This window comes from Qipengyuania citrea, assembly GCF_024171405.1.
Classification (GTDB): Bacteria; Pseudomonadota; Alphaproteobacteria; order Sphingomonadales; family Sphingomonadaceae; genus Qipengyuania; species Qipengyuania profunda.
In genome coordinates, this window is the sequence record NZ_JALJZT010000002.1 from 2,760,916 (window position 1) to 2,783,055 (window position 22,140).

General features: G+C 64.9%; 19 protein-coding genes and 1 pseudogene. 12 read left to right on the plus strand and 8 right to left on the minus strand.

What is annotated here, in order from left to right; translation table 11 throughout:
- Positions 1-290 precede the first annotated feature (290 nt).
- A complete protein-coding gene (locus tag J2S32_RS14330; RefSeq protein WP_253522459.1) occupies positions 291-2,690 on the minus strand; it encodes an ATP-binding protein in 2,400 nt (799 codons plus the stop codon).
- Between the two features lie 263 nt (positions 2,691-2,953).
- On the opposite strand from J2S32_RS14330, the gene J2S32_RS14335 reads away from it, so the two are divergent.
- Genes J2S32_RS14335 through J2S32_RS14355 form a run of 5 tightly spaced genes read left to right on the plus strand, consistent with a single transcriptional unit; the run spans position 2,954 to position 9,927 of the window.
- Positions 2,954-4,813, plus strand: coding sequence for a cellulose biosynthesis cyclic di-GMP-binding regulatory protein BcsB (locus J2S32_RS14335; RefSeq protein WP_253522462.1), 1,860 nt, complete (start codon positions 2,954-2,956; stop codon positions 4,811-4,813).
- Between the two features lie 2 nt (positions 4,814-4,815).
- Positions 4,816-6,702 (plus strand): glycosyltransferase family 2 protein, encoded by a 1,887-nt coding sequence (locus J2S32_RS14340; RefSeq protein ID WP_253522465.1) that lies wholly within the window; start codon positions 4,816-4,818, stop codon positions 6,700-6,702.
- Positions 6,699-8,165 (plus strand): hypothetical protein, encoded by a 1,467-nt coding sequence (locus J2S32_RS14345; protein WP_253522467.1) that lies wholly within the window; start codon positions 6,699-6,701, stop codon positions 8,163-8,165. Before J2S32_RS14340 ends, J2S32_RS14345 begins: the two co-directional genes overlap by 4 nt.
- Positions 8,162-9,124 (plus strand): response regulator, encoded by a 963-nt coding sequence (locus J2S32_RS14350; protein ID WP_253522470.1) that lies wholly within the window; start codon positions 8,162-8,164, stop codon positions 9,122-9,124. The genes J2S32_RS14345 and J2S32_RS14350 overlap by 4 nt, the downstream gene beginning before the upstream one ends.
- Entirely contained in the window at positions 9,121-9,927 is an 807-nt protein-coding gene (locus J2S32_RS14355; RefSeq protein ID WP_253522472.1) for a transporter, read from the plus strand. The genes J2S32_RS14350 and J2S32_RS14355 overlap by 4 nt, the downstream gene beginning before the upstream one ends.
- 2 nt (positions 9,928-9,929) lie before the next feature.
- On the opposite strand, the gene J2S32_RS14360 is transcribed toward J2S32_RS14355, so the two are convergent.
- The 7 genes and pseudogenes from J2S32_RS14360 to J2S32_RS14390 form a co-directional block, all read right to left on the minus strand.
- The gene (locus tag J2S32_RS14360; protein WP_253522474.1) at positions 9,930-10,895 is read right to left on the minus strand and encodes a glycoside hydrolase family 113; all 966 of its coding nucleotides are present in this window, start codon (positions 10,893-10,895) and stop codon (positions 9,930-9,932) included.
- 123 nt (positions 10,896-11,018) lie between these two features.
- On the minus strand, positions 11,019-11,759 hold the full coding sequence (gene arsH / locus J2S32_RS14365) for an arsenical resistance protein ArsH (RefSeq protein ID WP_253522476.1): 741 nt from the start codon (positions 11,757-11,759) through the stop codon (positions 11,019-11,021).
- A gap of 17 nt (positions 11,760-11,776) precedes the next feature.
- Positions 11,777-12,847, minus strand: a complete 1,071-nt coding sequence (gene arsB, locus J2S32_RS14370; protein ID WP_253522479.1) for an ACR3 family arsenite efflux transporter — start codon at positions 12,845-12,847, stop codon at positions 11,777-11,779.
- A complete protein-coding gene (locus J2S32_RS14375; protein WP_253523129.1) occupies positions 12,844-13,362 on the minus strand; it encodes an arsenate reductase ArsC in 519 nt (172 codons plus the stop codon). Before J2S32_RS14375 ends, arsB begins: the two co-directional genes overlap by 4 nt.
- A gap of 30 nt (positions 13,363-13,392) precedes the next feature.
- Positions 13,393-13,683 (minus strand): annotated as a pseudogene (locus J2S32_RS14380) (ArsR/SmtB family transcription factor); the annotation flags it as partial.
- Positions 13,684-13,772: 89 nt separating this feature from the next.
- Complete coding sequence (locus J2S32_RS14385; protein WP_253522482.1) at positions 13,773-14,336, minus strand: PilZ domain-containing protein; 564 nt, start codon at positions 14,334-14,336, stop codon at positions 13,773-13,775.
- Between the two features lie 184 nt (positions 14,337-14,520).
- A complete protein-coding gene (locus J2S32_RS14390; RefSeq protein ID WP_253522485.1) occupies positions 14,521-15,348 on the minus strand; it encodes a flagellin in 828 nt (275 codons plus the stop codon).
- Between the two features lie 220 nt (positions 15,349-15,568).
- On the opposite strand from J2S32_RS14390, the gene J2S32_RS14395 reads away from it, so the two are divergent.
- The 7 genes from J2S32_RS14395 to J2S32_RS14425 are packed head-to-tail and all read left to right on the plus strand — an operon-like array spanning position 15,569 to position 22,083.
- Positions 15,569-16,822, plus strand: coding sequence for a sigma-54 interaction domain-containing protein (locus tag J2S32_RS14395; RefSeq protein WP_253522488.1), 1,254 nt, complete (start codon positions 15,569-15,571; stop codon positions 16,820-16,822).
- On the plus strand, positions 16,819-17,181 hold the full coding sequence (fliE, locus tag J2S32_RS14400) for a flagellar hook-basal body complex protein FliE (protein WP_253522491.1): 363 nt from the start codon (positions 16,819-16,821) through the stop codon (positions 17,179-17,181). The genes J2S32_RS14395 and fliE overlap by 4 nt, the downstream gene beginning before the upstream one ends.
- Before the next feature lie 3 nt (positions 17,182-17,184).
- A complete protein-coding gene (fliF, locus tag J2S32_RS14405; RefSeq protein WP_253522494.1) occupies positions 17,185-18,804 on the plus strand; it encodes a flagellar basal-body MS-ring/collar protein FliF in 1,620 nt (539 codons plus the stop codon).
- A complete protein-coding gene (gene fliG / locus J2S32_RS14410) occupies positions 18,801-19,820 on the plus strand; it encodes a flagellar motor switch protein FliG (protein WP_253522498.1) in 1,020 nt (339 codons plus the stop codon). The genes fliF and fliG overlap by 4 nt, the downstream gene beginning before the upstream one ends.
- Positions 19,813-20,388: a FliH/SctL family protein gene (locus J2S32_RS14415; protein WP_253522501.1), complete on the plus strand. Its 576-nt coding sequence runs from the start codon at positions 19,813-19,815 to the stop codon at positions 20,386-20,388. The genes fliG and J2S32_RS14415 overlap by 8 nt, the downstream gene beginning before the upstream one ends.
- Positions 20,376-21,707, plus strand: coding sequence for a FliI/YscN family ATPase (locus J2S32_RS14420; RefSeq protein WP_253522503.1), 1,332 nt, complete (start codon positions 20,376-20,378; stop codon positions 21,705-21,707). The genes J2S32_RS14415 and J2S32_RS14420 overlap by 13 nt, the downstream gene beginning before the upstream one ends.
- Entirely contained in the window at positions 21,697-22,083 is a 387-nt protein-coding gene (locus J2S32_RS14425) for a hypothetical protein (RefSeq protein ID WP_253522506.1), read from the plus strand. The genes J2S32_RS14420 and J2S32_RS14425 overlap by 11 nt, the downstream gene beginning before the upstream one ends.
- Positions 22,084-22,140 lie beyond the last annotated feature (57 nt).

Consider the following 22,140-nt stretch of genomic DNA (forward strand, 5'->3'; position numbering starts at 1 on the left):
CGGGCGCCCCATAACGGATGGTCCGGTATCGGCCCCAGAGTCGCCCTTCAGCCTGAGACAAAGCGGCCAGCCTATCTCGCGCGCCAATTCGGATCACCAGCTACTTTAGCTGCAATGCTCTCTCGGCGCGTAGTGCACCGCGAGGCTCGCGGAGGTTTGGCCGCAGAGTCTAGGAAAGCGGGCGTAGAGTGGCTCGCCTTGGAGAAGGGGGCAAAGCCTCGCCCCATTCGATATCTCCTTTGATCTGCTGGGCCACAGGCAGGCCGCGACCCGAACCTGCTGGGGCGATCCTACCTGGTAAACCAGCCGCGCAGCTCGTCCAGCCCGCGCTGGACGGTGGCCTCGTTGGCCTTACCCTTCAGATCGCGTTCGACCCGGCGGGCGAGATTGCCAAGATCCTCGTCGCCGAAATAGGCGGCGATGCCGGCCATCACATGCAGCTGCTCGCGCAGCTTCTCGCGCTGCTCGGCAGTGGGGGGCGTGGGGCCGCTCAGTTCGGCCAGCTGGGTGCGCAGCGCGCTGCGGCGCTGTTCGTACATCTGCCGCGCTTCGGCGTCTTCGTCGCTGGCGGGGGCTTCCTCCACTGCTGCAGCCGGGTTGGTCACCAGCCACTTTTCGAGGCAGGGGCCAAGCCGTTCGATCGAGATCGGTTTCGCAACATGGTCCTGCATGCCCGCCGCCAGGCACAATTCGATATCGTCGGGATAGGCATTGGCAGTAATCGCCAGGATTGGCAGGTCGCGCTCCGAAATCCCTTCGGCGCGCAATGTGCGCGTGGCTTCGAGCCCGTCCATGACCGGCATCTGCATGTCCATCAGCACGGCATCGAACGGCCGGCCCTGTTCGCGCGCAGCGCGCACCTTTTCGACCGCCTGCTTGCCGTCCTCGGCAATCTCCACCGCTACGCCGAGACGGCCGAGCATCGCCACCGCCAGTTTGCGATTGATGTCGACGTCTTCCGCCAGCAGGACCCGGCGCCCCGTCAGCGTCTTGCGGAACGAAGCGGCGTCCTGCTTTTGCGCGGGCGCGTCGGGTGCATTGCCTTCGCATTCGACCAGCGGGAGCGAGAGCACGAAGGTCGAGCCTTGCCCCAATTCGCTCGTCGCGGTCAGGCTGCCGCCCATCAGCTCGGTCAGCTGGCGGGCGATGGCAAGACCGAGGCCGGTACCCGCCACATTCGACGCCGAAGCGCCTTCGATCTGGGCGAATTCGTCGAAGACGTGCGACAGCTTGTCCGCCGGAATGCCGACCCCGGTATCGATCACGCGGATGACGATCGAGCGGTCCTCCTCCTGCGCCACGATCCGCACCGATCCCTCATCGGTGAATTTGATGGCATTGCCGATCAGGTTGAGGATGATCTGGCGCACGCGCAGCTTGTCGCCGGTGCCGGTGGGCATGCCGGAAGCGATGTCGGCCTCCAGCACGATGCCCTTGGCCTTGGCGTTGGGTTCGAACAACCGCACGCTGCTGCGCACGAGATGCCCGAAATCGACCGGTTCGCGCGACAGCTGCATCCGGCCCGCCTCGATCTTCGACAGGTCGAGCAATTCGTTGAGCAGGCGCAGCATGGCCTTGCCCGAATCCGAGATCATCCGCGCATATTCGAGATGCTCTTCGGACAGATCGCTTTCCAGCAGCAGGTCGGCAAACCCGATAACCCCGTTCATCGGGGTGCGGATTTCGTGGCTCATATTGGCAAGGAAATGGGTCTTCGCCTTCGCCGCGTCTTCTGCCGCGTCGCGCGATTGCCGCAGGCGCTCTTCGATCAGGACGGTTTCGGTGATGTCTTTGAAAACGCCGAATACCGTAACCACTTCGCCGGTCGGCGAGCTTTCGGCATGGCCGATGGTCGCCACATGGCGCAGTTCCCCATTGGGGCGCACGATACGTGCGGTGAACTCGAAATCCTCCCCCTCGTTGAGAGCTTTCTCGACCGCTTCGGTGACCATGGGTCGGTCTTCTTCGTAATAGAAATCGATGCCCTTCTCGAGATCGGGGACGAAGTCATCGGAGACGCCATGGATCCGGAACAGCTGTTCCGACCAGAACAGCGAATCCTCCTGCACATCGATCCGCCAGTGACCGATATTGGCGATCCCTTCCGCCATCTGCAGCAGGCGATTGTTCTCGCGCATGCGTGCATTGCGTTCGCTGTCGAGCAGCTTTTCGCGCCGCCGGGCGCCGATGTCGCGGACGATCCCGACGAAATCCTGCAGCTCGTCGGTTTCGGGAACCCGGCGAGACGCAAAATGGGCCTCGAGCCAGACGTAATGACCGTCGCGATGCTTGTGGCGATAGGTCGTCAGCGTGCGGGGAACCGCGCCCTGGAACAGTTTCTCGCTCGCCACCATGGTCGCGGCGCGGTCATCGGGATGGATGCCGTTGATCGGCGACTGGCCGATCATCTCTTCGGGCGGATAGCCGAGCAGTTTTTCGCAGGCAGCGCTGATGTAGCGGCGGACCCGGTCGGGCCCGATCACGACCACCATGTCGGGAAGGTCGGCCGCGATCGATTCAAGGTCGGGATGTTCGACCAGGTCGCGCAGGTCCGCGTCTTCGGTAGCGGTCGGCGCGGCGGAGGCGCGGGCATCGCGAATGGCGCTGCGGAACCAGATTGCCAGGGGCACGGCGGCCACGATGGTTCCCAGCACGAAACCCAGCAGAACCATCTCGATGTCCAAATTCATACCTACTCTGTTAACTCTATTTTACCCGAATTACCCGGCGGTTATGCAAGCTTGTTTCCCATGGCACAATCCCGTCAAAAATTGGGTCTATCGGGGATTAAGGGAAAGAACGTATAATATCCCCTCCCAAAATATTTGAGAACTTCTTCTGGTAAGGTCTTCTAAACCATCTGGGTGAAGTGGTAGGGCCAGCACATGCAATGGCTGAAGGTACCCCCAGGACTGTCATGGTGAATCGAAAACCCCTTTGTATTGCCGCGGCGGTGGCGTTGGTAACTACGGCAGCGGCGGGGCAAGTCCCCGCCATTTCCGAAAGTGCTGTAGTCGGCCCGTCGACGGAGGCGGTCACAAGGGTGATCACGCTGAAGGAGCGCGGGTTTCCCGATGGCTTCGAGATCGCCGGCCTGTCGGGTTCGCGCGAGATTTATTTCCCCATTCCCGCGGATGCCGGTGCGCAGAACCTGCGTCTCGTGCTGCCCTACCGGACGGATTCCTCCTTCAACAGTCGCCGCGCGCTATCGATCGAAGTGGGCGGGAAGACACTTTACACGACTGCGCTGCCGGACGGGTTTTCCGAAGGGGTGATCGATGTCCCCATCAACGCCTCGCTGATCGAGCAGGGCTTCCTGGCCGCGCGCATCGTCTATTCGGGCGCAATTACCGAAGACCGCTGTGTCGATCAGCGATTGTCGGCTGCCTATCTGTCTTTCGCAGGCAGTGGCGGTTTGCGGGCGCAGCTCGACGGCGCCAGCCTGACGCGGGTGGCCTCCCTCGCAGCGGCGATGCCAACGGCGATCGACGTCGATCTGCCTGCGGGCGCGAGTGCCGCGCAAACCGCGGCCGCGCTAACACTGATGCTGGGCGGGGTGGATGCCCGGCTTGCCGGCAACCGCAGAACCAATCCCGCCTTTGGCGAGGGGTGGCAGGTTTCGCGGGTCATTTTCGCCGATCCCGCCTCACCCGCACTCTCGGTGCAGCGTGAGGCCGGGGAGCCGGTGTTGCAGATCGGCGGTGAGGATCCCGTCGCCAGCGCGCGGCTGTTGCGCAGCCGGTGGAATGCGCTCGTCGCTTCGCCTGCTGCTGGGTCGGCACAGCGCAATGCGGGCGCTGCGGCAACCACGCTCACGGTAGGCGATCTGGGCGGCGACACGTCGATCCAGAACGTCGTCGACCGCGGGCAGTGGAACGTGGCGATCCCCACCGCCGCGGTGCCCGCCGGGCAGCGCATGACGGGCATGGTGGTCGACGTCGCGGCGGCGGAAGATGGCGGGACCACGCGCCCGGTCATCGCCGTGCTGCTCAACGGCGTGCTGCTGGCAAGCGCCGAGGCCGAAGACGATGGCCGTACACGGCTCGATGTGGATTTCCCGCAAGGGCTTACCACGTCGCGCAACAATCTCGAGGTCAGCGTCGCGCGGCAGCCCGCCGGCGGCGACTGCAAGTTTGCGCCGCAAGGCTATCCGGCGCAGCTGCTTCCTTCCAGCCACGTCAAGCTCGATCCCGTAGGGACGGTGGCCGATTTTTCCGATCTTCCCGCGGTCCTCAACGGCGGTTTCACGCTGGTGATGCCGGGCGCGGACGCGCTCGGTCCGGTGGCGTCGCTGCTGGGCGCGCTTGCAAACGGCGAGGGGGCGGTCACCGTCTCCTATTCGGACATGCCCGAGGCGGGCGCCGTGGTGTATGTCGGCGACCAGGCCCCGGCCGGGACCGATCCGATCGTGCGCTTCGACCAGGGTGCGGTCACGATCGACGGAGAGAACGGGCAGACGCTCCTCGATGCCGAAGCCATTGGCGAACTGACCACGGTCCAGCTGCTCGAGCAGGGCGGCCGCACCGTGGTCTGGATCAAGCCGGGCGCGGATTTTGCCGCGCTGGCGACCAGCGCTTCGCCGCCGGTACTCAGCTATGGCAATGTCGCTTTCCTTGCCGGGGACCAGCTCGACTTCGCATTCCATAATGCGCGCGAGCGGCTGATCGATATCCGCTATCCGGAAGAAAACACCTTCAGCCAGTTCCTGAGCCGTTACCGCCTGTGGCTGATCGGTCTTGGCTGGCTGCTGGTGACACTGGGCTTCGTCTATCTCCTCCGCCGCGTGATCGTCGCCAACAAAACCAAAGACTGATCGTGGGCAACCTCCTCTCGATCGACAGTTGGACCGGTGATTTCCTCGCCGAACGCAATCTCGTCTCGGCGCGGCAGCTGAACGAGGCGAGCGAGCTGGCTGCGCGGTGGGGGTCCAACCTCGCCGATGTCATGCTGACCAAGAACTGGATCGAGCCGGAGGACTATTACCGCGCCCTCGCCGACCGGTTCAGCGTTGAACAGGTCGATCTGGAGAAGGACCCGCTCGATCCGGACCTGCTCGAGGTTGCGGAAGTCGCCAATTACATGCGCGAACTGGCAGTGCCCTGGCGGTGTGAGGACGGGGTGACGACGATCGTCACGTCGCGTCCGGGGCCCGAGCTGATCCTCTATGCCCGCCGCAAATGGGGCGCGAGCGTCAAGATCGGCATCGCCTCGAAGAAGCAGATCCAGCAGGCGGTGCAGAGCGTGTTTTCCGAACGTTTCCTGCATGCCGCGGTATTCGATTTGGCCGAACACGATCCGGTGATGTCGGCGCAGACCGTGTTCACACCGGTCCAGCTGGTTGTCGGCTGGGCAATGCTGAGCGCGTTTGCATTGGGGTTGGCGCTGGCCCCGATCCCGACGCTGATCGCGCTCAACCTCGTGATGACGCTGTTCTACCTCGGCAATTTCCTGTTCAAGGCGGTGCTGATCTGGGCGGGCGGCAAGCACCAGCACGCCAGCGAGCGGCAGATGGACGCGGCGGTCGGCCTGCTGCGCGACGAGGACCTGCCCGTCTACACCGTGCTGGTGCCGATGTTTCGCGAGCCCGACGTGCTGCCGATCCTCGCCAATGCCTTGCGCGAACTCGACTATCCGACCAGCCGGCTCGATATCAAGATCGTCCTCGAGGAGGGCGATCAGCTGACCATCGATGCCGCAACCGCGCTGGGGCTGGAGGATATTTTCGAGATCATCCTGGTCCCGCCCGCGCAGCCGCAGACCAAGCCCAAGGCGTGCAATTACGCGCTGCAATTCGCGCGCGGCGATTTCCTCGTGATCTACGATGCCGAGGACAAGCCCGAACCCGACCAGCTCAAGAAGGTGGTGGTGACCTTCGACCGCTCGCCCGCGAATGTCGCCTGCGTCCAGTGCCGGTTGAATTACTTCAACCGCGAGGAGAACTGGCTGACGCGCCTGTTCACGCTCGACTATTCGCTATGGTTCGACCTGATGCTTCCCGGGCTGGAGAAGCTCAAGGTGCCGATCCCGCTGGGGGGCACGTCGAACCATTTTCGCATGGATGTGCTGCGCGAACTGCGCGCATGGGACCCGTTCAACGTTACCGAGGATGCCGATCTGGGCATTCGCCTGACGCAGAAGGGCTATGAAGTCCGGCTGGTTGCCTCGACGACCTTCGAGGAAGCCAATGTCTCGCAGTTGAACTGGATCCGGCAGCGGTCGCGCTGGATCAAGGGCTATATGCAGACGATGCTGGTCCATACCCGGCGGCCGATCCATCTGGTGAGAAGCATCGGCGTTCTCGGACTGCTCGGCTTCATTTTCTTTATCGGCGGGACCATGCTTTCGGGTCTGCTGAACCCGGTGTTCTGGGCGATTTTCGTGCTCTGGCTGCTGACCGAGACCGGCATCTTCGATCCGCTGTTCCCGCCCGTCCTGCTGTATCTCTCGGTGTTCAACCTGCTCGCGGGGAACGGCTTGTTCATCTTCGTGATGATGCTGGCGCCTTTCCGGCGCAACTGGCTGTCGCTGGTACCCTACAGCGTGACCGTGTTCTGGTATTGGGTGCTGATGTCGATCGCCGCGTGGAAAGGCGCGTGGCAGCTGATCACCAAGCCGTTCTACTGGGAAAAGACCGAACACGGGCTATCGAAACACACCGCCGCCGAAGTCAGCAAGGCGCAGGCGAGCCAGACCACGGGATGACGGCGCGCAAGATCACCAACTATGCCATGCCGATCGCACTGGGCATCGCGTTGGTCGCGCTGGCCTTCATCCTGCATACGCGCGGCTATGTGTCGGCCAGCAATCTCGACCTGCACGGACGGACACTGCTGAGCCTCGAGGGGCTGATCCGGTTCGAGGATATCGTCACTGCCTTTCCGCCGCTGCCCTATATCACCGGGATCGGGCTCAACCACTTCGTACCCGTCGCCGGAACGACCGGGCTGGCGGTGTTGAGCGCGGTGCTGGCCGCGGCGCTCGTCCTGGCATGGTTCTGGGCATTCCGGGCCAACGGATTGTCGCTGTGGGAAGCCTCCGCCGCCAGTGCGGTGCTGGCGCTCAATCCGGTGTTCCTGCGCGGCGCGACCGAAGGGATCGGGTTTATCCTCGTCCACTGGGGGCTGTGGCTGACCGCCCTGGGGATGTTTAGCCTGCGCCGGGGCGAACGCGTCAACGATCTGATGCTGGTCTCGCTCGGCCTGTGCCTGATGGCTTTCGCGCATCCGTTCGGGATGGTGCTGGTGTTCGCCAGCCTGCCGTTCCTTGCGCTGGTCATCCCGATCGACCGGCTGCGCATTGCGCCGGTAGCGATGTATCTGACGCTGCTGTTTCCCGTGCTCTTCTCGATCGCTTCGTTCATCTATGTGAACTGGGTTTTCGCCGACCAGACATTCGACTTCATCGGTGCGGTCAGCCGGGAATCTGCCGGGCTGGGCGCCGACCCCACCGGGCGCGTGCCGGTGGCCGACTGGCGCAATATCAGCCTCGCGTTGGTTAGCCTGTTCGCCGTATGCCCGATCGCGATCGGCTTTTTCTTCGCCGCGCGCGGGATGGCGCCGCTGCGCTATGCAGTGCTGGCGCTGTTCCTGACCGTGCTGGCGGCGATGCTGCTGGCGCTGTCCTTCGGTCTGTTCCCTTCGGCCGCGCTGGCAGCCAGTTTCGGCGTCACCGCAGCCGCCGCCTGTGTCGCGCGCTGGCCCATCGCTCGGCTCAAGCGGGTGGAGCTGCTGCTTCTCGCCGCCGGAGCAATTGGCGGGGCCTTGCTCGTCAGCGTCGACACCGCGCCCGAGACCCAGCGCTGGAAAGCGGCGCTGGCCAACCGCCTGGTGGCAGTCAGCGATCCCGAACTTGCAGGTGTTGCACGTGCGCTGTCGGGCCGCGAGGACGTGCTGTTCGATGCCGAGGCGGCACCTGCGGTGATCGCGCTGCGCGAGGATGCCGCCGGGGTCTGGTCCAGCGGGACGCAACAGTTCCGCACCGCCTCGATCCGGGGGCGAACCGATGCCAGCACGCTGGTCGTCCGCAATCGCGAATCCGACTATGGGAGTGACCGGGTTGGTCGCATCTTCCCGACCCTGTACGAGAAAGGCCTGCCCGGTTACCGGTTGCACTATGACGGGGCGCGTTGGCGGGTGTATGAATTGAGCAGCGAGGCCCCACGATGACCGAAGGCAGCCAATCCCGCATCCTCGTGGTCGACGATGTCCGCGAAAGCGCGCTGATCACCCGCGCGCTGCTGGCGCGCGGCAATTTCGACCGGATCGATATTGCCAGCGGGGGTCTCGAAGCGCTCAGGATGTGCGGGATTACCCCCGATGGCGAGGCCGATAGCACCGCCGAACACCCGTACCAGCTCGTTGTCCTCGACATCATGATGCCCGATATCGACGGGCTGGAAGTCTGCGCGCGGATGCGGTTGGCCAAGGGCACGCGCGATCTGCCGATCCTGATGCTCACTGCGACCAACGACACCGAAACGCTCAACCAGGCGTTCATGGCGGGCGCGGACGACTTCCTCACCAAGCCAATCGACGAGATGCGGCTGCTCGCGCGTATCCGGAACCTGTTGCGGATGCGCCGCGAACAGGAACGGCGTGCGCTGCGCGAGGAAGATCTGCGGGTCCAGAACGCCGCGCTGCGGCAGGGCCAGCTGACGCTCAGCCTGATCGATCCGACCACCAATCTGCTCAAGGACCGGGTGCTGGAACTGGTCATTTCGGATTGCCGCGCGCGCGGCCGGCCCGCTGCGCTGAGCCTGGTCCGGATTATCGACTATGGAGCCTATGTCGCGGCGCATGGTCAGGACAAGGGCGAGGCATTGCTGGCGCAGGTGGCCGACATGTTGCAGGCGATCCCCGCGCCGCTGGCGGTCTATCTGACAGCCTATGGGCCGGGCTCGTTCATGCTGATCCATCCCGGCGCACCCTCGGCAAGCGAGCTCGAAGCCTGGAACGCGCGGGCTGCCGAAGCGGTCGAGCTGGCTGCGATCAACCACGGGAATTCGATCCAGGCCGAGCATGTAACGCTCTGGACCCGGACCGTATGGGCCGAACCTTCCGGTCTGGCGGCGGCTGCGGATACGATCATCGACCGGACCAAACAGGAATTGCTGGAGCGACAATGATGGGTAGACTGTACGCCACGGGAATAGCCCTCGCCGGTCTGCTGGCCGCCCCCCAGGCACATGCGCAGACGCTGACCGCAACCGAGGCGGGTGACGGGTCGAACAAGGGCCAGGCCATTGCGACGTTCTATTATTCCAAAAGCACGCGCGGCTTCGACGCCGATGGCGACAGCATCGACATTGCCGATTACGAGAAGGTCGAGCTGTACCTGCTGGCCGAATATGAGGTCGCTCCCGATCTCACGCTGATCTTCAAGCCAAGCTTCCGCAATGTCTCGGTCGAAGGCGGCGATGACGACAGCGGGCTGGGCTATACCGATATCGGCGGCCGCTATCGTTTTGCCGAGAATTCCGACGGCTGGCTGGCTGTCGAAGCGACCGCGCGGATCCCCGGCGTATCGCGCGACGACAATCTGGCGCAGGTCGGCAGCACCGATGCCGAATACGATTTCCGCCTGCGCGGCTTTCACAATCTGTCCTTTGGCGAGGACAGCGGCTTTATCGACGGCCAGGCGAGCTATCGCCTGCGCGATGGCGATCCGCCCAATGAGTTCCATGCCGATGTGACGCTGGGTTATCGCCCCGATCCCGATTTTCTGCTGATGGTGCAATCTCTCAATACGATCAGCGATGGTGCGGGGCAGGGGATCTTCGACGAATACCGCTATCACAACATGCAGGTCAGCGGGGTGCTCACCGTCTCGCAGTCGGTCTCGCTGCAGGCTGGTCTCGTCGGCACGATCGCGGGCGAGAACGCCTTGCGCGAGCGCGGCTTTTTCGGGGGCGTCTGGGTCTCGTTCTGAGGTTAGCGCAGGCCGAGCAGGCTTTGCGCGGGTTTGTTCTGGATTGTGAAATCGGTGTCCTTGGGCCCGCCGCCCTGCGGGTCGCTGAGCCATCGCCACACGAGCGCGGTATCGATCCCGCCCTGCCGCGCCGCATCGAGCCAGAGGCGGAGGACCTGCTCCTGCAGCGCCGGATCGGGCGGCGCATCGCGCTCCTCGGCGCTTTCCCACGGCTTGTAGGTCGCATCGGCGGCGGAGCGGATACCGATCTCGCCCAGCCAGGCGGGCTTTGCATGACGATCCGCCAGAGTCCTCAATGCGCGGACCTCATCGCCGATCGCGCGGCGCCATGACGCCCTGTCGGTCGGCGCGCCCAGCGGCGGGTAGGAGGACATGGTCACGATATCGAGCAGGTTCCAGAAACCCACCTGCTGCGCCTCGGCGGAATTGTGCGCGACATAGGTCAGCCGGCCCGGGAACACCTCGCGCGCCCGCGCGATCAGCCGCGCCCATTCGGGCCGCGCGCTCGTCTGCAGCAATTCGGTCCCGACGCTCAGTACATCGGCCCCCGCTTCGGCGGCGGTTTCCGCGCAATCGACCAGTGCGGTTTCATAGGCATCGAACCAGCTTTGCCAGTCGCTCTCGCTGGAGAACACCACGCTGCCCGCCCAGCGTTCGGGCACCCAGACATGCGGTTTGACCAGCACAGTGAGCCCGACCCGCGCGGCCTCCTCGATGCCGCGGAACAGCCGCTCGCGCGGGAGCGCGCTGCCCCGGACCAGCGCTGGGTCGGTCGCGCCCGGTTGCCAGAAGAACGGCACCAGCGCGACCGTGGTGGCGCCCGCCGCAACCAGATTGGCAAAGCTTTCGCGGGCCTGCGCGCTGCCGAACGGCGCGGCTGGGTCCTCGATCAGGTTTACGCCGATCTGCATGACCCGCGCATTCGCGGCGAGCGGCGTCGCAAGCAAGCCCGGTAGTGCGGCCGCCATGGCCAGCACCTGTCTTCGATCCGGTCGCATACCTCGCATGGCGGCACCCTGTAGCCCCTCGCCTGAACCCAGCCCATACGCGCCGGGCCCGGCGAGCGAAACCGCCTCGCTGCCGCCGCACCTTCAGCCGCGCGCGAGGCCTGCCTTCTCGACATGCGTCGCCACCGGCTGGTCCTGGTCCTTCCGTTCGGAATAGCGGTCGACCAATTGTTCGGCATGGGGCCGCAGCAGTACGGTGAAGCGGACCAGTTCCTCCATCACGTCGACGATACGGTCGTAATAGCTCGAAGGCTTCATCCGCCCGTTCTGGTCGAATTCCATATAGGCCTTGGCGATCGACGACTGGTTGGGGATCGTCACCATCCGCATCCACCGGCCCAGCACGCGCAAGGTGTTGATCGTGTTGAAGCTCTGCGATCCGGCGGAGACCTGCATCACCGCCAGCGTGCGTCCCTGGGTCGGGCGGCGGCCCCCGATGGCCAGCGGTAAATGGTCGATCTGCGCTTTCAGGATACCGGTGACCTGCCCGTGGCGTTCGGGGCTGCACCACACCTGACCTTCGGACCACAGCGACAGTTCGCGCAGTTCATGCACCGCCGGGTGATCGTCGCCTTCGACCTGGTCGGGCAGCGGCAGGTCGGACGGGTCGAAAATCCGCGTTTCGCAGCCGAACCATTGGAGCAGCCGTGCCGCCTCCTCCACCGCGAGCCGCGAAAAGGAGCGTTCGCGCAGCGATCCGTAAAGCAGCAGGATCCGCGGCGGGGGCTCCATCGCGCCCAGTCCCAGTGCGGGATTGCGATGCGCGAATTCGGTACGCAGCGCAGGCAGGTGATCGGGATCGGGGAGGGTGCGGATGCGGGACATGCAGGCTCGCTCGGGGTTCAGGCTGAAGGGAAGCGGCCGCGCGTACGGTTGGCGAAGGCCACCAGCGACAGCATGACGGGGACCTCGACCAGCACGCCGACCACGGTGGCCAGCGCGGCTCCGCTGGTCAGGCCGAACAGGCCGATCGCGACCGCCACGGCCAGCTCGAAGAAATTGGATGTGCCGATCAGCGCGCAGGGCGCGGCGATGTCATGCGGGACCTTCCATGCCTTGGCTGCCGCATAGGCAAGCGCGAAGATGCCATAGGACTGGATGATGATCGGAATGGCGATCAGCGCGATCAGCAGCGGGTTGGAGACGATGGTTTCGGCCTGGAAGGCGAACAGCAGCACCACCGTCGCCAGCAGGCCCACGATCGACCATGGCTTGAGCCGCGCGGTGAAGGCATCGACCGAGGCGGTGTCGCCGCCGTGGCCGGCCATCACCCGCCGCCGGGTCAGCGCGCCCGCGGCGAGCGGGATCACGACATAGAGCCCGACCGAGAGCAGCAGCGTTTCCCACGGCACGACGATGTCGGTCACACCCAGCAACAGCGCCACAATGGGTGCGAAGGCGACGATCATCACCAGGTCGTTCACCGATACCTGCACCAGCGTATAGGCGGGATCGCCCTTGGTCAGCTGCGACCACACGAACACCATCGCCGTGCAGGGCGCGGCACCGAGGATGATCAGCCCGGCGATATACTGGTCGGCATCGCCTTCGCTCATCAGCCCGGCATAGAGATAATCGAAAAACAATAGCGCCAGCGCGGCCATGGTGAAGGGTTTGACCAGCCAGTTCACCACCAGCGTGATCACCAGCCCCTTGGGCTTGCGCCCGATATCCTTCACGCTGGCGAAATCGACGCCGACCATCATCGGATAGATCATCGCCCAGATCAGCACTGCGACGACCAGATTGACCGAGGCATATTCGAAGCCGGCAAGCGCGCCGACCACGCCAGGTGCGAACAGCCCGAGCGCAAGGCCCGCAAGGATGGCAAGCGCCACCCAGAGCGACAGATACCGCTCGAACGGGCCGAGCGGCGAGGCCCCCGGGGCGGGCGTGGCGATGGTTTGGGTCATTCGGCGGCACGCGCCTTGGCGCTGGCGCCTGCTTCGCGGCCGATGGTGGCGAGCTTGCCCTTCATCGCCAGCTCGTCGAGCCCGGCATGGGGCAGCATCAGGAACAGTTCGATCCGCCGCTTGAGATAGCTCAGCGCCTCGACGAAGGCCGCGCGCTGGCCGTCGCCCTCGACCGCCGCGGGGTCTTCGACACCCCAATGCGCGGTGAGCGGCTTGCCCGGCCAGACCGGGCAGCTTTCGCCCGCGGCGTTGTCACACACGGTGAAGATGAAATCGAACTCGGGCGCATCGGACCCGGTAAAGACGTCCCAGTTCTTCGAATGCAGGTCCGCGGTCGGATAGCCGAAGCTGTCCAGCACCTCGATCGTCATCGGATGCACCGCGCCCTTGGGATCGCTCCCGGCGCTGAAGGCGCGAAAGCGTCCTTCGCCAAGCTTGTTCAGCAGTGCTTCGCCAAGCACCGAGCGGGCCGAATTGCCGGTGCAGAGAAACAGCACATTGTAGGGATCGCGCATGGGGATGCCTTCTTTGGGGGCGGGGCTGGTGCAATCTTCTCCGCCGCAGCAATTCTCCAGGAGAAAGCCGACGAGCGCGTTCATGGCCGAATAGTCGGCGCTGTAGATAAGCGAGCGCCCCTCGCGGCGCTGCCCGATCAATCCGGCGCGCGACAGATGCGCGAGGTGAAACGACAGCGATGAATTGGGAATCTCGAGCGCTTCGGCGATCGCGCCAGCGGGCATGCCATCCTCGCCGGCCTGCACGAGCAGGCGGAACAGCGCGAGGCGGTGTTCCTGCGCCAGCGCCCCAAGCGCCTCGACCGCTGCCGGAGAACTCATTTCCATGAGTGTCGAAATATAAGCCGCCCATGCGCGACGTCAAGGCATGTTTCGATTACTCTCGAAATAACCGCCGGGAGCGGCCGGGTTCACGGAAGCTGTTCGGCTAGCTTTCGGAGAGTCTGTGCGGCTATGTCCAGCGTCTGCAGCTTGGTCATGAACCGCGCCACAACTGCCGGGTCCTCGGCGAGGTCGTCGGCGAGCGCTTCCATGGCGGCGGCCGTATGCGCCACATCCTCGCGGCTGAGCTCGGCAGAGAACAGCGGGGCGGCGACCTTGGCCACCGGCGCGGCGACCAGTTCGGCCTTGGCAGTCTGCACCGCTACGTCGACTTCTGATTGCGTCCGGCGCCCCGAGGGGAGCCACAGCCCGACATCGGCACGGTGGCGGAACTTGATCCCCGCCTTCCCGGGCTTGATCCACACCACCACGGCCTCGAGCGAGATATCGCCGCGGTGCAACAGGCATTGCGTATCGGGCTGGGGTAGGATCTGGCCCTCGACCAGCGCGCCCCCGGGTGACATGTTGCGGACCTTCACAGTCTCGCGCGAATTGCCGGTAACCAGCGCCGCCATGACGAACATATTGGTCCGCGGCTCCGTACGCGCACAGCCGATGAAGTCTTTTTGGGGTTCGTATGCTGCTGATAACATGTCGATTTCCTGCGGGAACCTTGGCTGATTCCCCCGCAAGATTGCCTGTCGAGCGCTATACGTAAAAATACTAGGTTCGCTCGCTTTGACGCGGCGCCTGCGCCCGTGTGCGAACGCAAAACGAGAAAGGCCCGCCGCTCTTGCGAGCGACGGGCCCTCTTCCCGTTAAGTGGGTTCGGGAAGATTAACGGAGCAGCGAAAGCACGTTCTGCTGGCTCTGGTTGGCCTGTGCGAGCATGGCGCTCGAAGCCTGGCTCAGGATCTGCGACTTGGCGAGCGCGGTTGTTTCAGCCGAATAGTCGGTGTCTTCGATCCGCGAACGTGCGTCGGACAGGTTCGTGATGTTGTTGTTGAGGTTGGTGACAGCCGATTCCAGCTGGTTCTGCGAAGCACCAAGGCCGGCGCGAACGGTCGAGACCGTCTTGATGGCGGTGTCGAACAGGGCGATATCGCCAGCCGCGAGGGCTTCGACGTCGACGGCTGCAGCAGCGGCCAGATCGGTGTCGGTGGTGAGGTTGGCCGAAAGATCGATGTCGATCGCATCGGCTTCGTTCGCACCGGCCTGGACCGTCACGACACCGGCAGTACCTGCCGAAGCGTCGAACAGCTTCTGGCCGTTGAACTCGGAGTTCGTCAGAACGCTCGTGATCTGCGTGTTCAGCGCGGTCATTTCCGATGCGAGGTTGGCGAGGTCGTCGGCCGAATAGGTGTTGTTCGACGCCTGAACCGTCAGTTCGCGCTGGCGCTGCAGCATGTTGGTGACTTCGCTCAGCGCGCCTTCTGCGGTCTGCGCCATCGAGATGCCGTCATTGGCGTTGCGGATGCCCTGGTTCATGCCGCGCACCTGCGAGGTCATGCTGGTGGTGATGGCGAGGCCGGCCGCGTCGTCCTTGGCGGAGTTGATGCGCTTGCCGGTCGACAGGCGTTCCATGGCGGTTCCGAGGGCCTTGCCCGCGGCATTCGAAGCATTGGCGGCCTTGAGTGCGCCGATATTGGTGTTGATGACGTTCATGACAATGTTCCCTTTGGTCTACGGTCACTGCCCCCGGTCAGGATATGGCAGTCGCAAACCAGACCGGCAGGAACTTTCCGGAATTAAGGGTGTTGTCCAAATTACCGGGGTTTCGAGTTAACTATCCTCGTAAATCTACCAGCCCTAAAATTAGCCAATCTTTTGACGTCCGTGCCGCATTTCGGGGTCTGTCGCTAAGACATGCCAAGTGGGGGCACAAATGGACGGGATTACGAAAACCACGGGCTTTATGCGCGTGCATGGGACGATCGAGGCACGGATGGCGGGCATTGCGTCCTCGCTATTCATGGACCGACCGGTCACGCTGGCGGATGCGAGCGATCTCGCGGCCAGCCGCGATGCCCGCACGATCACCGTGGCGCGCGGCGAAACGCCCGCGATCGAACTGGCCGGTACCGGCGGCTCGCTCACCTATACCGACCCGATTGCCGAAAGCAGCATCGCTGCGCTGGTCGCGATGACCTATGCCGGGCAGGGGCCGGTTGCGGCCGATCCGGCGTCGCTGTCGATCATCGCGCTGGCCGACCGGCTCGCGCGGACCGACATTCCGGTGCTGATCAACGGACCCACGGGTACGGGCAAGGAAGTGCTCTCCACTTTTATTCACCGGCGCAGCACACGCGCCGACCAGCCGTTTATCGCGGTCAATTGCGCGGCGATCCCGGAAACCATGCTCGAGGCCATGCTGTTCGGGCATGAGAAGGGCTCGTTCACCGGCGCCAATGCGGCGGGCGAAGGCTTCTTCCGCGCGGCCGATGGCGGCACGTTGCTGCTCGACGAAATCGCCGAAATGCCGCTTTCGCTCCAGGCGAAGCTGCTGCGGGCGTTGCAGGAAGGCGAAGTGGTGCCGATCGGCGCGACCCGCCCGATCAAGGTCGATGTGCGCATCATCGCCTGTGCCAACCGCGATCTTCCGCATGAAGTGGCCGAGGGCCGCTTCCGCGCCGACCTTTACTACCGCCTCAACGTCTTCCCCATCGAGATGCCGCCGCTGCGCGAACGCCGCGCCGATATTGCACCGCTGGCTTTCGCCATGCTGCTACGCCACGTCGCCAAGGGTGACCGCGTGCCGTGGATCGGCGATGCCGCGATTGCCACGCTGGCCGAGTATCCGTGGCCGGGCAATGTGCGCGAACTCGAAAACGTCATGCGCCGGGCCTTGCTGCTCTCGCAGGGCGAAAGCGAGATCGGCCCCGAACATATCGTCTTCGACATGACCGCCCGCGCGGTCGACAAACCGGCCGACGCGCAGCCCGTGGCCGCAGCCGAGGGTCCGGCGAAGCTGTCGAAGATCGTCCAGATCTCCGAAGCCCGCGCGATCATGGAAGCGCTCGATTCGGTCGGCGGCCACCGCGCCAACGCCGCGCGTGCGCTGGGCATCAGCGAACGCACGCTGCGCTATCGTCTGGCCTCGTTCCGTGAAGCCGGTATCGCCGTGGGAGCAGGCCGATGAACCCCGTAGGCGGTGTAGGCGGCGGCGGATCGATCGAACAGATCATCGCGCTGCGCCAGCAGATCATCGACCGGTCCAAGGTCCTCCAGGACCTGCACCAGCCGCAACCCGCGGCCCCGACCGAGGGGCCGACCTCGGCGCCCAGCTTCGGCGATACGCTTCGCACCGCGCTCGACAATGTGAACGCGGTCCAGAGCGAATCCGGCCGCGTGACCGCGGCCTACGAACGCGGCGAGGAAACCGATATCGCTAAGGTGATGCTCGCCCGGCAGGAAGCCGGGGTCGCCTTCGAAGCCACGCTCCAGGTCCGCAACAAGCTGCTTGCTGCGTATCAGGAAACCATGCGGATGGGGGTCTAACCGATGACCGGACTGGTTCCTGCCGACAACCCCGGCGCGGGCATGCTGACGCCGCTGACGGGCGGTTCGGGCTCGTTCGGCGAACGCCTGCGCGCCTTTACCGCGCAACCCTCCGTCAGGAAGGTGCTGCCCTGGTTCGCCGGGACCGCCGGCCTTGGCCTGCTTGCACTGACCTGGGCGACGCTGTCGCCCGCGCCGCAGCGGGTTCTCTATTCCTCGCTCGGCGATGCCGAACGCGCCGGGGTGGTCGCCTCGCTCGACCAGGCCGGGATCGACTATACGATCGACAATGGCACGGGCGCGCTGACCGTGGGCGAAGACGATGTCTATCGCGCGCGGATGATGGTTGCCTCCGACGGCTCGCTCGCCTCGCCGGAAAGCGGGACCGATCTGATCGAAAGCCTCCCGATGGGGGCCAGCCGGACGCTCGAGGGCGACCGGTTGCGCGCCGCACAGGAGCGCGAACTCACGCTGACGATCATGGAAATCAACGGGGTCGAGGCGGTCCGCGTGCATATTGCGAAGGCCGAACGCTCGGTCTTCGTGCGCGAGGATGTCGCCCCTTCCGCATCGATCATGGTGCGCATGGCGCGTGGGCGCCAGCTGACCGATGGCCAGGTGATGGCGGTTACCAATCTGGTCGCGGGTTCGGTCCCGGGGCTGAACATCGATGCGGTGAAGGTCGTCGACCAGCACGGCAAGCTGCTGACGCAGGCACGCGATCCCAATAGCGGTCGGCTCGATTTGCAGGCGCAGATGGAAGCCAAGCTCAATGCGCAGGTCGACCAGCTCCTCTCGCCGATGTTCGGCAGCGGCGCGTTTACCTCGCAGGTCCAGGTCGATCTCGACATGAACGAGGTCACTTCGGCGCGCGAAAGCTATGACAAGGACGGCACCGTCCGCCGCGAGACGACGCAATTGTCGCAGAGCGGCGGCGTCCAGGCGGGCGGAATTCCCGGCGTGCTGGCGAATACGCCGCCCGCCGATGCCGAAGCCCGGCAGGGGGCGCCCGAGGATACTGCCGAAGCCGCCCCGGGCGGCGGTGTGGGCGAAAGCAGCGCTACCCGCGTCTATGAACTGGGCCGCGAAGTGTCGGTTTCCAACCTGACCCCGGGGTCGATCAAATATCTCTCGGTCGCCGTGGCGATCGACCAGGCGGCGTTGGCCAAGGCGAGCGCGGCGGATATCAACAAGGTCAAGGAACTCGTTTCGGCTGCGGTCGGCGCGCGGGCTGATCGCGGCGACCAGGTCACCGTGGTGATGCGCGCCTTCGAAAAGGTCGAGACCGAAGCGGTGCCGTTCTACGAAACCAGCTGGTTCGGGATGGCGGTACGCAATGGCGTGGCGATCCTCGCCGTGCTGCTGGTGCTGCTCCTCGCAGTGCGGCCGGCGATCAATGCCCTGCGTAGCGGAGCAAAGAACGGCGGCGTACTCGATCCGCAGGCGGGAGGCACTCCCGCGCTTGGCGGACCGACAATGGGCGCTGCAACGCCTTACGATCGCCAGGCGCTCGACGGGCAGATCGAACTGGCTCAGCGGATCGCGCGCGAGAACCCTGACGATGCCGTGCTCGCACTGCGCCGCCTGCTCGCGGAAGATGCGCGGCAAGGAGCATCCACATGACCGCGCCCACACCCCAGCTGCTCGGCGGCACCGACAAGGCGGCCATCATGGTCATGCTGCTCGCCGAAGAGGATGCCTCGAAGATCCTCGGCCAGCTTACGCCCGACGAATTGCGCCAGCTGGCGGGCACGATGTGCGGGATCGGCGAAGTCGAACCGCAGTCCATCGTCGATGCCATCGCCGGTTTCTCGCGTTCGACCGAGAACAGCGGCATTTCCGGTCACGGCCGGGTCGACAGCGTCCGCAAGCTCCTCAACGGGGCGGTGGGCGAGGTGAAGACCGACAACCTCATGCGCCAGGTCGCGCCCGAAGCCGAGGAAGCGAGCCTTCCCGCGCTGGGCCTGCTGCGCTGGCTCGATCCCAAGATCATCGGCGAAATCCTCGCCGACGAACATCCGCAGGCAATCGCCGTGCTGCTGTTGCAGCTCGATGCCGATGTCGCCGCGGCGGCGCTGTCCGCCTTGCCCGAGGACCTGCATACGCCGGTGCTCCACCGCGTGGCCAAGCTCGGCCCCGTGTCACGGCAGGCGATCGATATCCTCGAAGGCACGCTCAACGCCAAGATCGAGAAGCTGCACGGGACGATCCCGCTGACGATGGGCGGGATCAAGCATGCGGCGGAGATCATCAACCAGTCGCATCGCAGCGTCGAGAAACGCGTGCTCCCGACTATCGGCAAGATCGACAAGAAGCTTGCCAAGGAACTCGAGAACGAGATGTTCAAGTTCGAGCATCTGTTCGCGCTCGATATAAAGATGACCGGCGTGCTGCTGCGCGAGGTCGAAAGCGATACGCTGATCATGTCGCTCAAGGGGCTCGAAGAAGACCGCCGCGAGCAGTTCTATGGGGCGATGTCGTCGCGCGCGGCCGATGGCCTGCGCGACGAGATCGAGATGCGTGGACGGGTCAAGAAGAGCGATGTCGAAGCGGCGCAGAAGGAAGTCGTCGCGATTGCCAAGCGCCTGATCGCGCAGGGCGATATCGTCATGGGCGAAGGGGACGAGGACTATGTCTAGGGTCGCCTATGCCGCGCTCGGCAAGCGGGGGAGCTTTTCCCGCGACAATCGCTACACCAAGATCCAGGAAGACGCCCCGCCGCCGGTTGCCGAGGATGCGGGCGAGAAAGCCTATCGCGCGGGCTATGAAGATGGCCAGATTTCCGCGCATGCCGATTTCGAGGCCCGCCTCAAGGCCGAACGCGCCGCCCGCACCGCGATAGAGCTGGCTTTCGCCCGCTTCGACGCTGCCAGCGAACGCCAGCTGCGCGAACGGATGCTGGCGACGGTCCATGCACTGTGCGAGGAAGCGGTCCTCCCGCTCGCGCTCGATACCGAAGGGCTTGCCCGGCGGGTCGAGGCGGCCGCCGCCATGTTCCAGCGCAAGCATGACGAGCGGATCATCCATATCCATCCCGAAGATCTCGAACTGGTCCGCGGCGACGTGTCCGCAGACCTCGAGCTGGTGCCCGACGCCAGCGTCGAGCGCGGGGGCTTGCGCGTGGAAACCGACGACGGCGGGGTCGAGGACGGCCCGCAACAGTGGCAGCGCGCGCTCGCCGAAATCTTCGCCGCATGCAAACCCTGATCGACGAGACCTTCGCGTCGGTCGCATCGGCCTCGCTCGATCTCGCGCCGCGCCGGTTCGGCCGGGTGGTGGCCTGCGATGGCGGGTTGATCGAAGTTTCGGGACTGGGGGTGCCGATCGGCACGATCTGCACGATCGCGCAGGGCGCATCGACCGAACACCGCGCGGAAACCATCGGCTTTCGCAATGGCCATACGATGATGATGATGCTCGGCGATACGGTTTTGCTGCGCCCCGGCGCCATTGTGCGTCCCGAGGGGCAACCGGGCATGCTCAGCGTGGGGCGAGAATTCCTGGGGCGCGCGGTCGACGGATCGGGCGAGCCCATCGACGGACGCGGACCGATTGGTGCGACCACCGCCTGGCCCGCCGGTGGTTACCGGGTCGGCGCGCTCGACCGGTCGCGGGTGACCGAAGTATTCGACAGCGGCATTCGTTCGCTCAACGCGCTGACCACCTTCGGGGTCGGGCAGCGGATCGGCATCATGGCCGGATCCGGAGTGGGCAAGTCGGTGCTGATGGACATGATCGTCGAAAGCGCCCGCGCCGATGCGATCGTGGTCGGGCTGATCGGCGAACGCGCGCGCGAAGTTTCCGATTTCGTCACCCGGCACATGGCGGGAGACCGCGCGGCCAACACCGCGATTGTCGCCGTGCCTGCCGATCATGCGGCCAATCTCAGATTGCGCGGGGCGATGCTGGCGACTTCGCTCGCCGAGCATTTGCGCTCGCAGGGCAAGCGTGTCCTGCTGATCCTCGACAGCCTTACCCGCGTCGCGCACGCCGCGCGTGAAATCGGTATCTTGCTGGGCGAACCCGGCGCTGCGCGCGGTTATCCGCCTTCGGCGTTGGCGACGATCACCAAGCTGATCGAACGCGCGGGCAATTCGGAAGAATCGGGCGGCGCGATGACCGGCATCTATACGGTGCTGGCCGATGGCGATGACCAGAACGATCCGGTGGTCGACACTGCGCGCGCCATCCTCGATGGCCATATCGTGCTGTCGCGCGAGATCGCGCAGCGCGGACAATATCCCGCAGTCGATGTCGGCGCCTCGCTCAGCCGGGTGATGAACGACATCGTGTCCGCCGAACATGCCGCGACCGCGCGCCGTTTCCGCGCGCTGAGCGCGACCTATGAGGCCAATCGCGATCTCGTGATGATGGGGGCCTACCGGCAGGGGACCGATCCGCTGCTCGACGAGGCGATCGCGCTGCATCCGCGCATGTGCCAGTTCCTGTCGCAGGGCGGCGAGGACAGCATCGATATCGCCACGTCCTTCGCCCAGCTGACCGAGCTTGTCGGCAGTGACGCCTGAGCGAAAGAAACTCAAACGCGCGCAATTGATCCAGCGCGTCCGGACGGTCGAACGGATGCAGTCGGCGGCCGCTGCGAGCGAAGCCGAAGCGACACGCACGCGGCTGTCTGGCGTGGCGGAACGAACGCGCACGCTCGCCGCGCATTACGCGCAGCGCGCCGACGATATGGTCGGCGCCGATCTGCGCAGCGGCAAGGCGATGCGCGATCAGCTGCAGAAGCTGTCCGAAGTGAGCTCGCGCCAGGCCGAAGAAGCCGAACTGCAATCGCAGACCCGGCGCGAGGCCTTCGCCCAATCCGATATGCGTTTGCGCAAGGCCGAGGAAGGGACGCGCGAACTGGTGCGTTCGATCGTCGCCGGTCTGGAAAAGGGCTGACCGACCCGGAGTTTGGCACGCTTCTTGATAGATAGTCCGCACACGACAAACGGACTT

Coding starts and splice junctions, on each gene's coding strand:
- J2S32_RS14330 (WP_253522459.1), bottom strand. CDS start 2,690: ATGAATTTGGACATCGAGATGGTTCTGCTGGGTTTCGTGCTGGGAACC.
- J2S32_RS14345 (WP_253522467.1), top strand. CDS start 6,699: ATGACGGCGCGCAAGATCACCAACTATGCCATGCCGATCGCACTGGGC.
- J2S32_RS14350 (WP_253522470.1), top strand. CDS start 8,162: ATGACCGAAGGCAGCCAATCCCGCATCCTCGTGGTCGACGATGTCCGC.
- J2S32_RS14355 (WP_253522472.1), top strand. CDS start 9,121: ATGATGGGTAGACTGTACGCCACGGGAATAGCCCTCGCCGGTCTGCTG.
- J2S32_RS14360 (WP_253522474.1), bottom strand. CDS start 10,895: ATGGCGGCCGCACTACCGGGCTTGCTTGCGACGCCGCTCGCCGCGAAT.
- arsH (WP_253522476.1), bottom strand. CDS start 11,759: ATGTCCCGCATCCGCACCCTCCCCGATCCCGATCACCTGCCTGCGCTG.
- arsB (WP_253522479.1), bottom strand. CDS start 12,847: ATGACCCAAACCATCGCCACGCCCGCCCCGGGGGCCTCGCCGCTCGGC.
- J2S32_RS14375 (WP_253523129.1), bottom strand. CDS start 13,362: ATGCGCGATCCCTACAATGTGCTGTTTCTCTGCACCGGCAATTCGGCC.
- J2S32_RS14385 (WP_253522482.1), bottom strand. CDS start 14,336: ATGTTATCAGCAGCATACGAACCCCAAAAAGACTTCATCGGCTGTGCG.
- J2S32_RS14390 (WP_253522485.1), bottom strand. CDS start 15,348: ATGAACGTCATCAACACCAATATCGGCGCACTCAAGGCCGCCAATGCT.
- J2S32_RS14395 (WP_253522488.1), top strand. CDS start 15,569: ATGGACGGGATTACGAAAACCACGGGCTTTATGCGCGTGCATGGGACG.
- fliE (WP_253522491.1), top strand. CDS start 16,819: ATGAACCCCGTAGGCGGTGTAGGCGGCGGCGGATCGATCGAACAGATC.
- fliF (WP_253522494.1), top strand. CDS start 17,185: ATGACCGGACTGGTTCCTGCCGACAACCCCGGCGCGGGCATGCTGACG.
- fliG (WP_253522498.1), top strand. CDS start 18,801: ATGACCGCGCCCACACCCCAGCTGCTCGGCGGCACCGACAAGGCGGCC.
- J2S32_RS14415 (WP_253522501.1), top strand. CDS start 19,813: ATGTCTAGGGTCGCCTATGCCGCGCTCGGCAAGCGGGGGAGCTTTTCC.
- J2S32_RS14420 (WP_253522503.1), top strand. CDS start 20,376: ATGCAAACCCTGATCGACGAGACCTTCGCGTCGGTCGCATCGGCCTCG.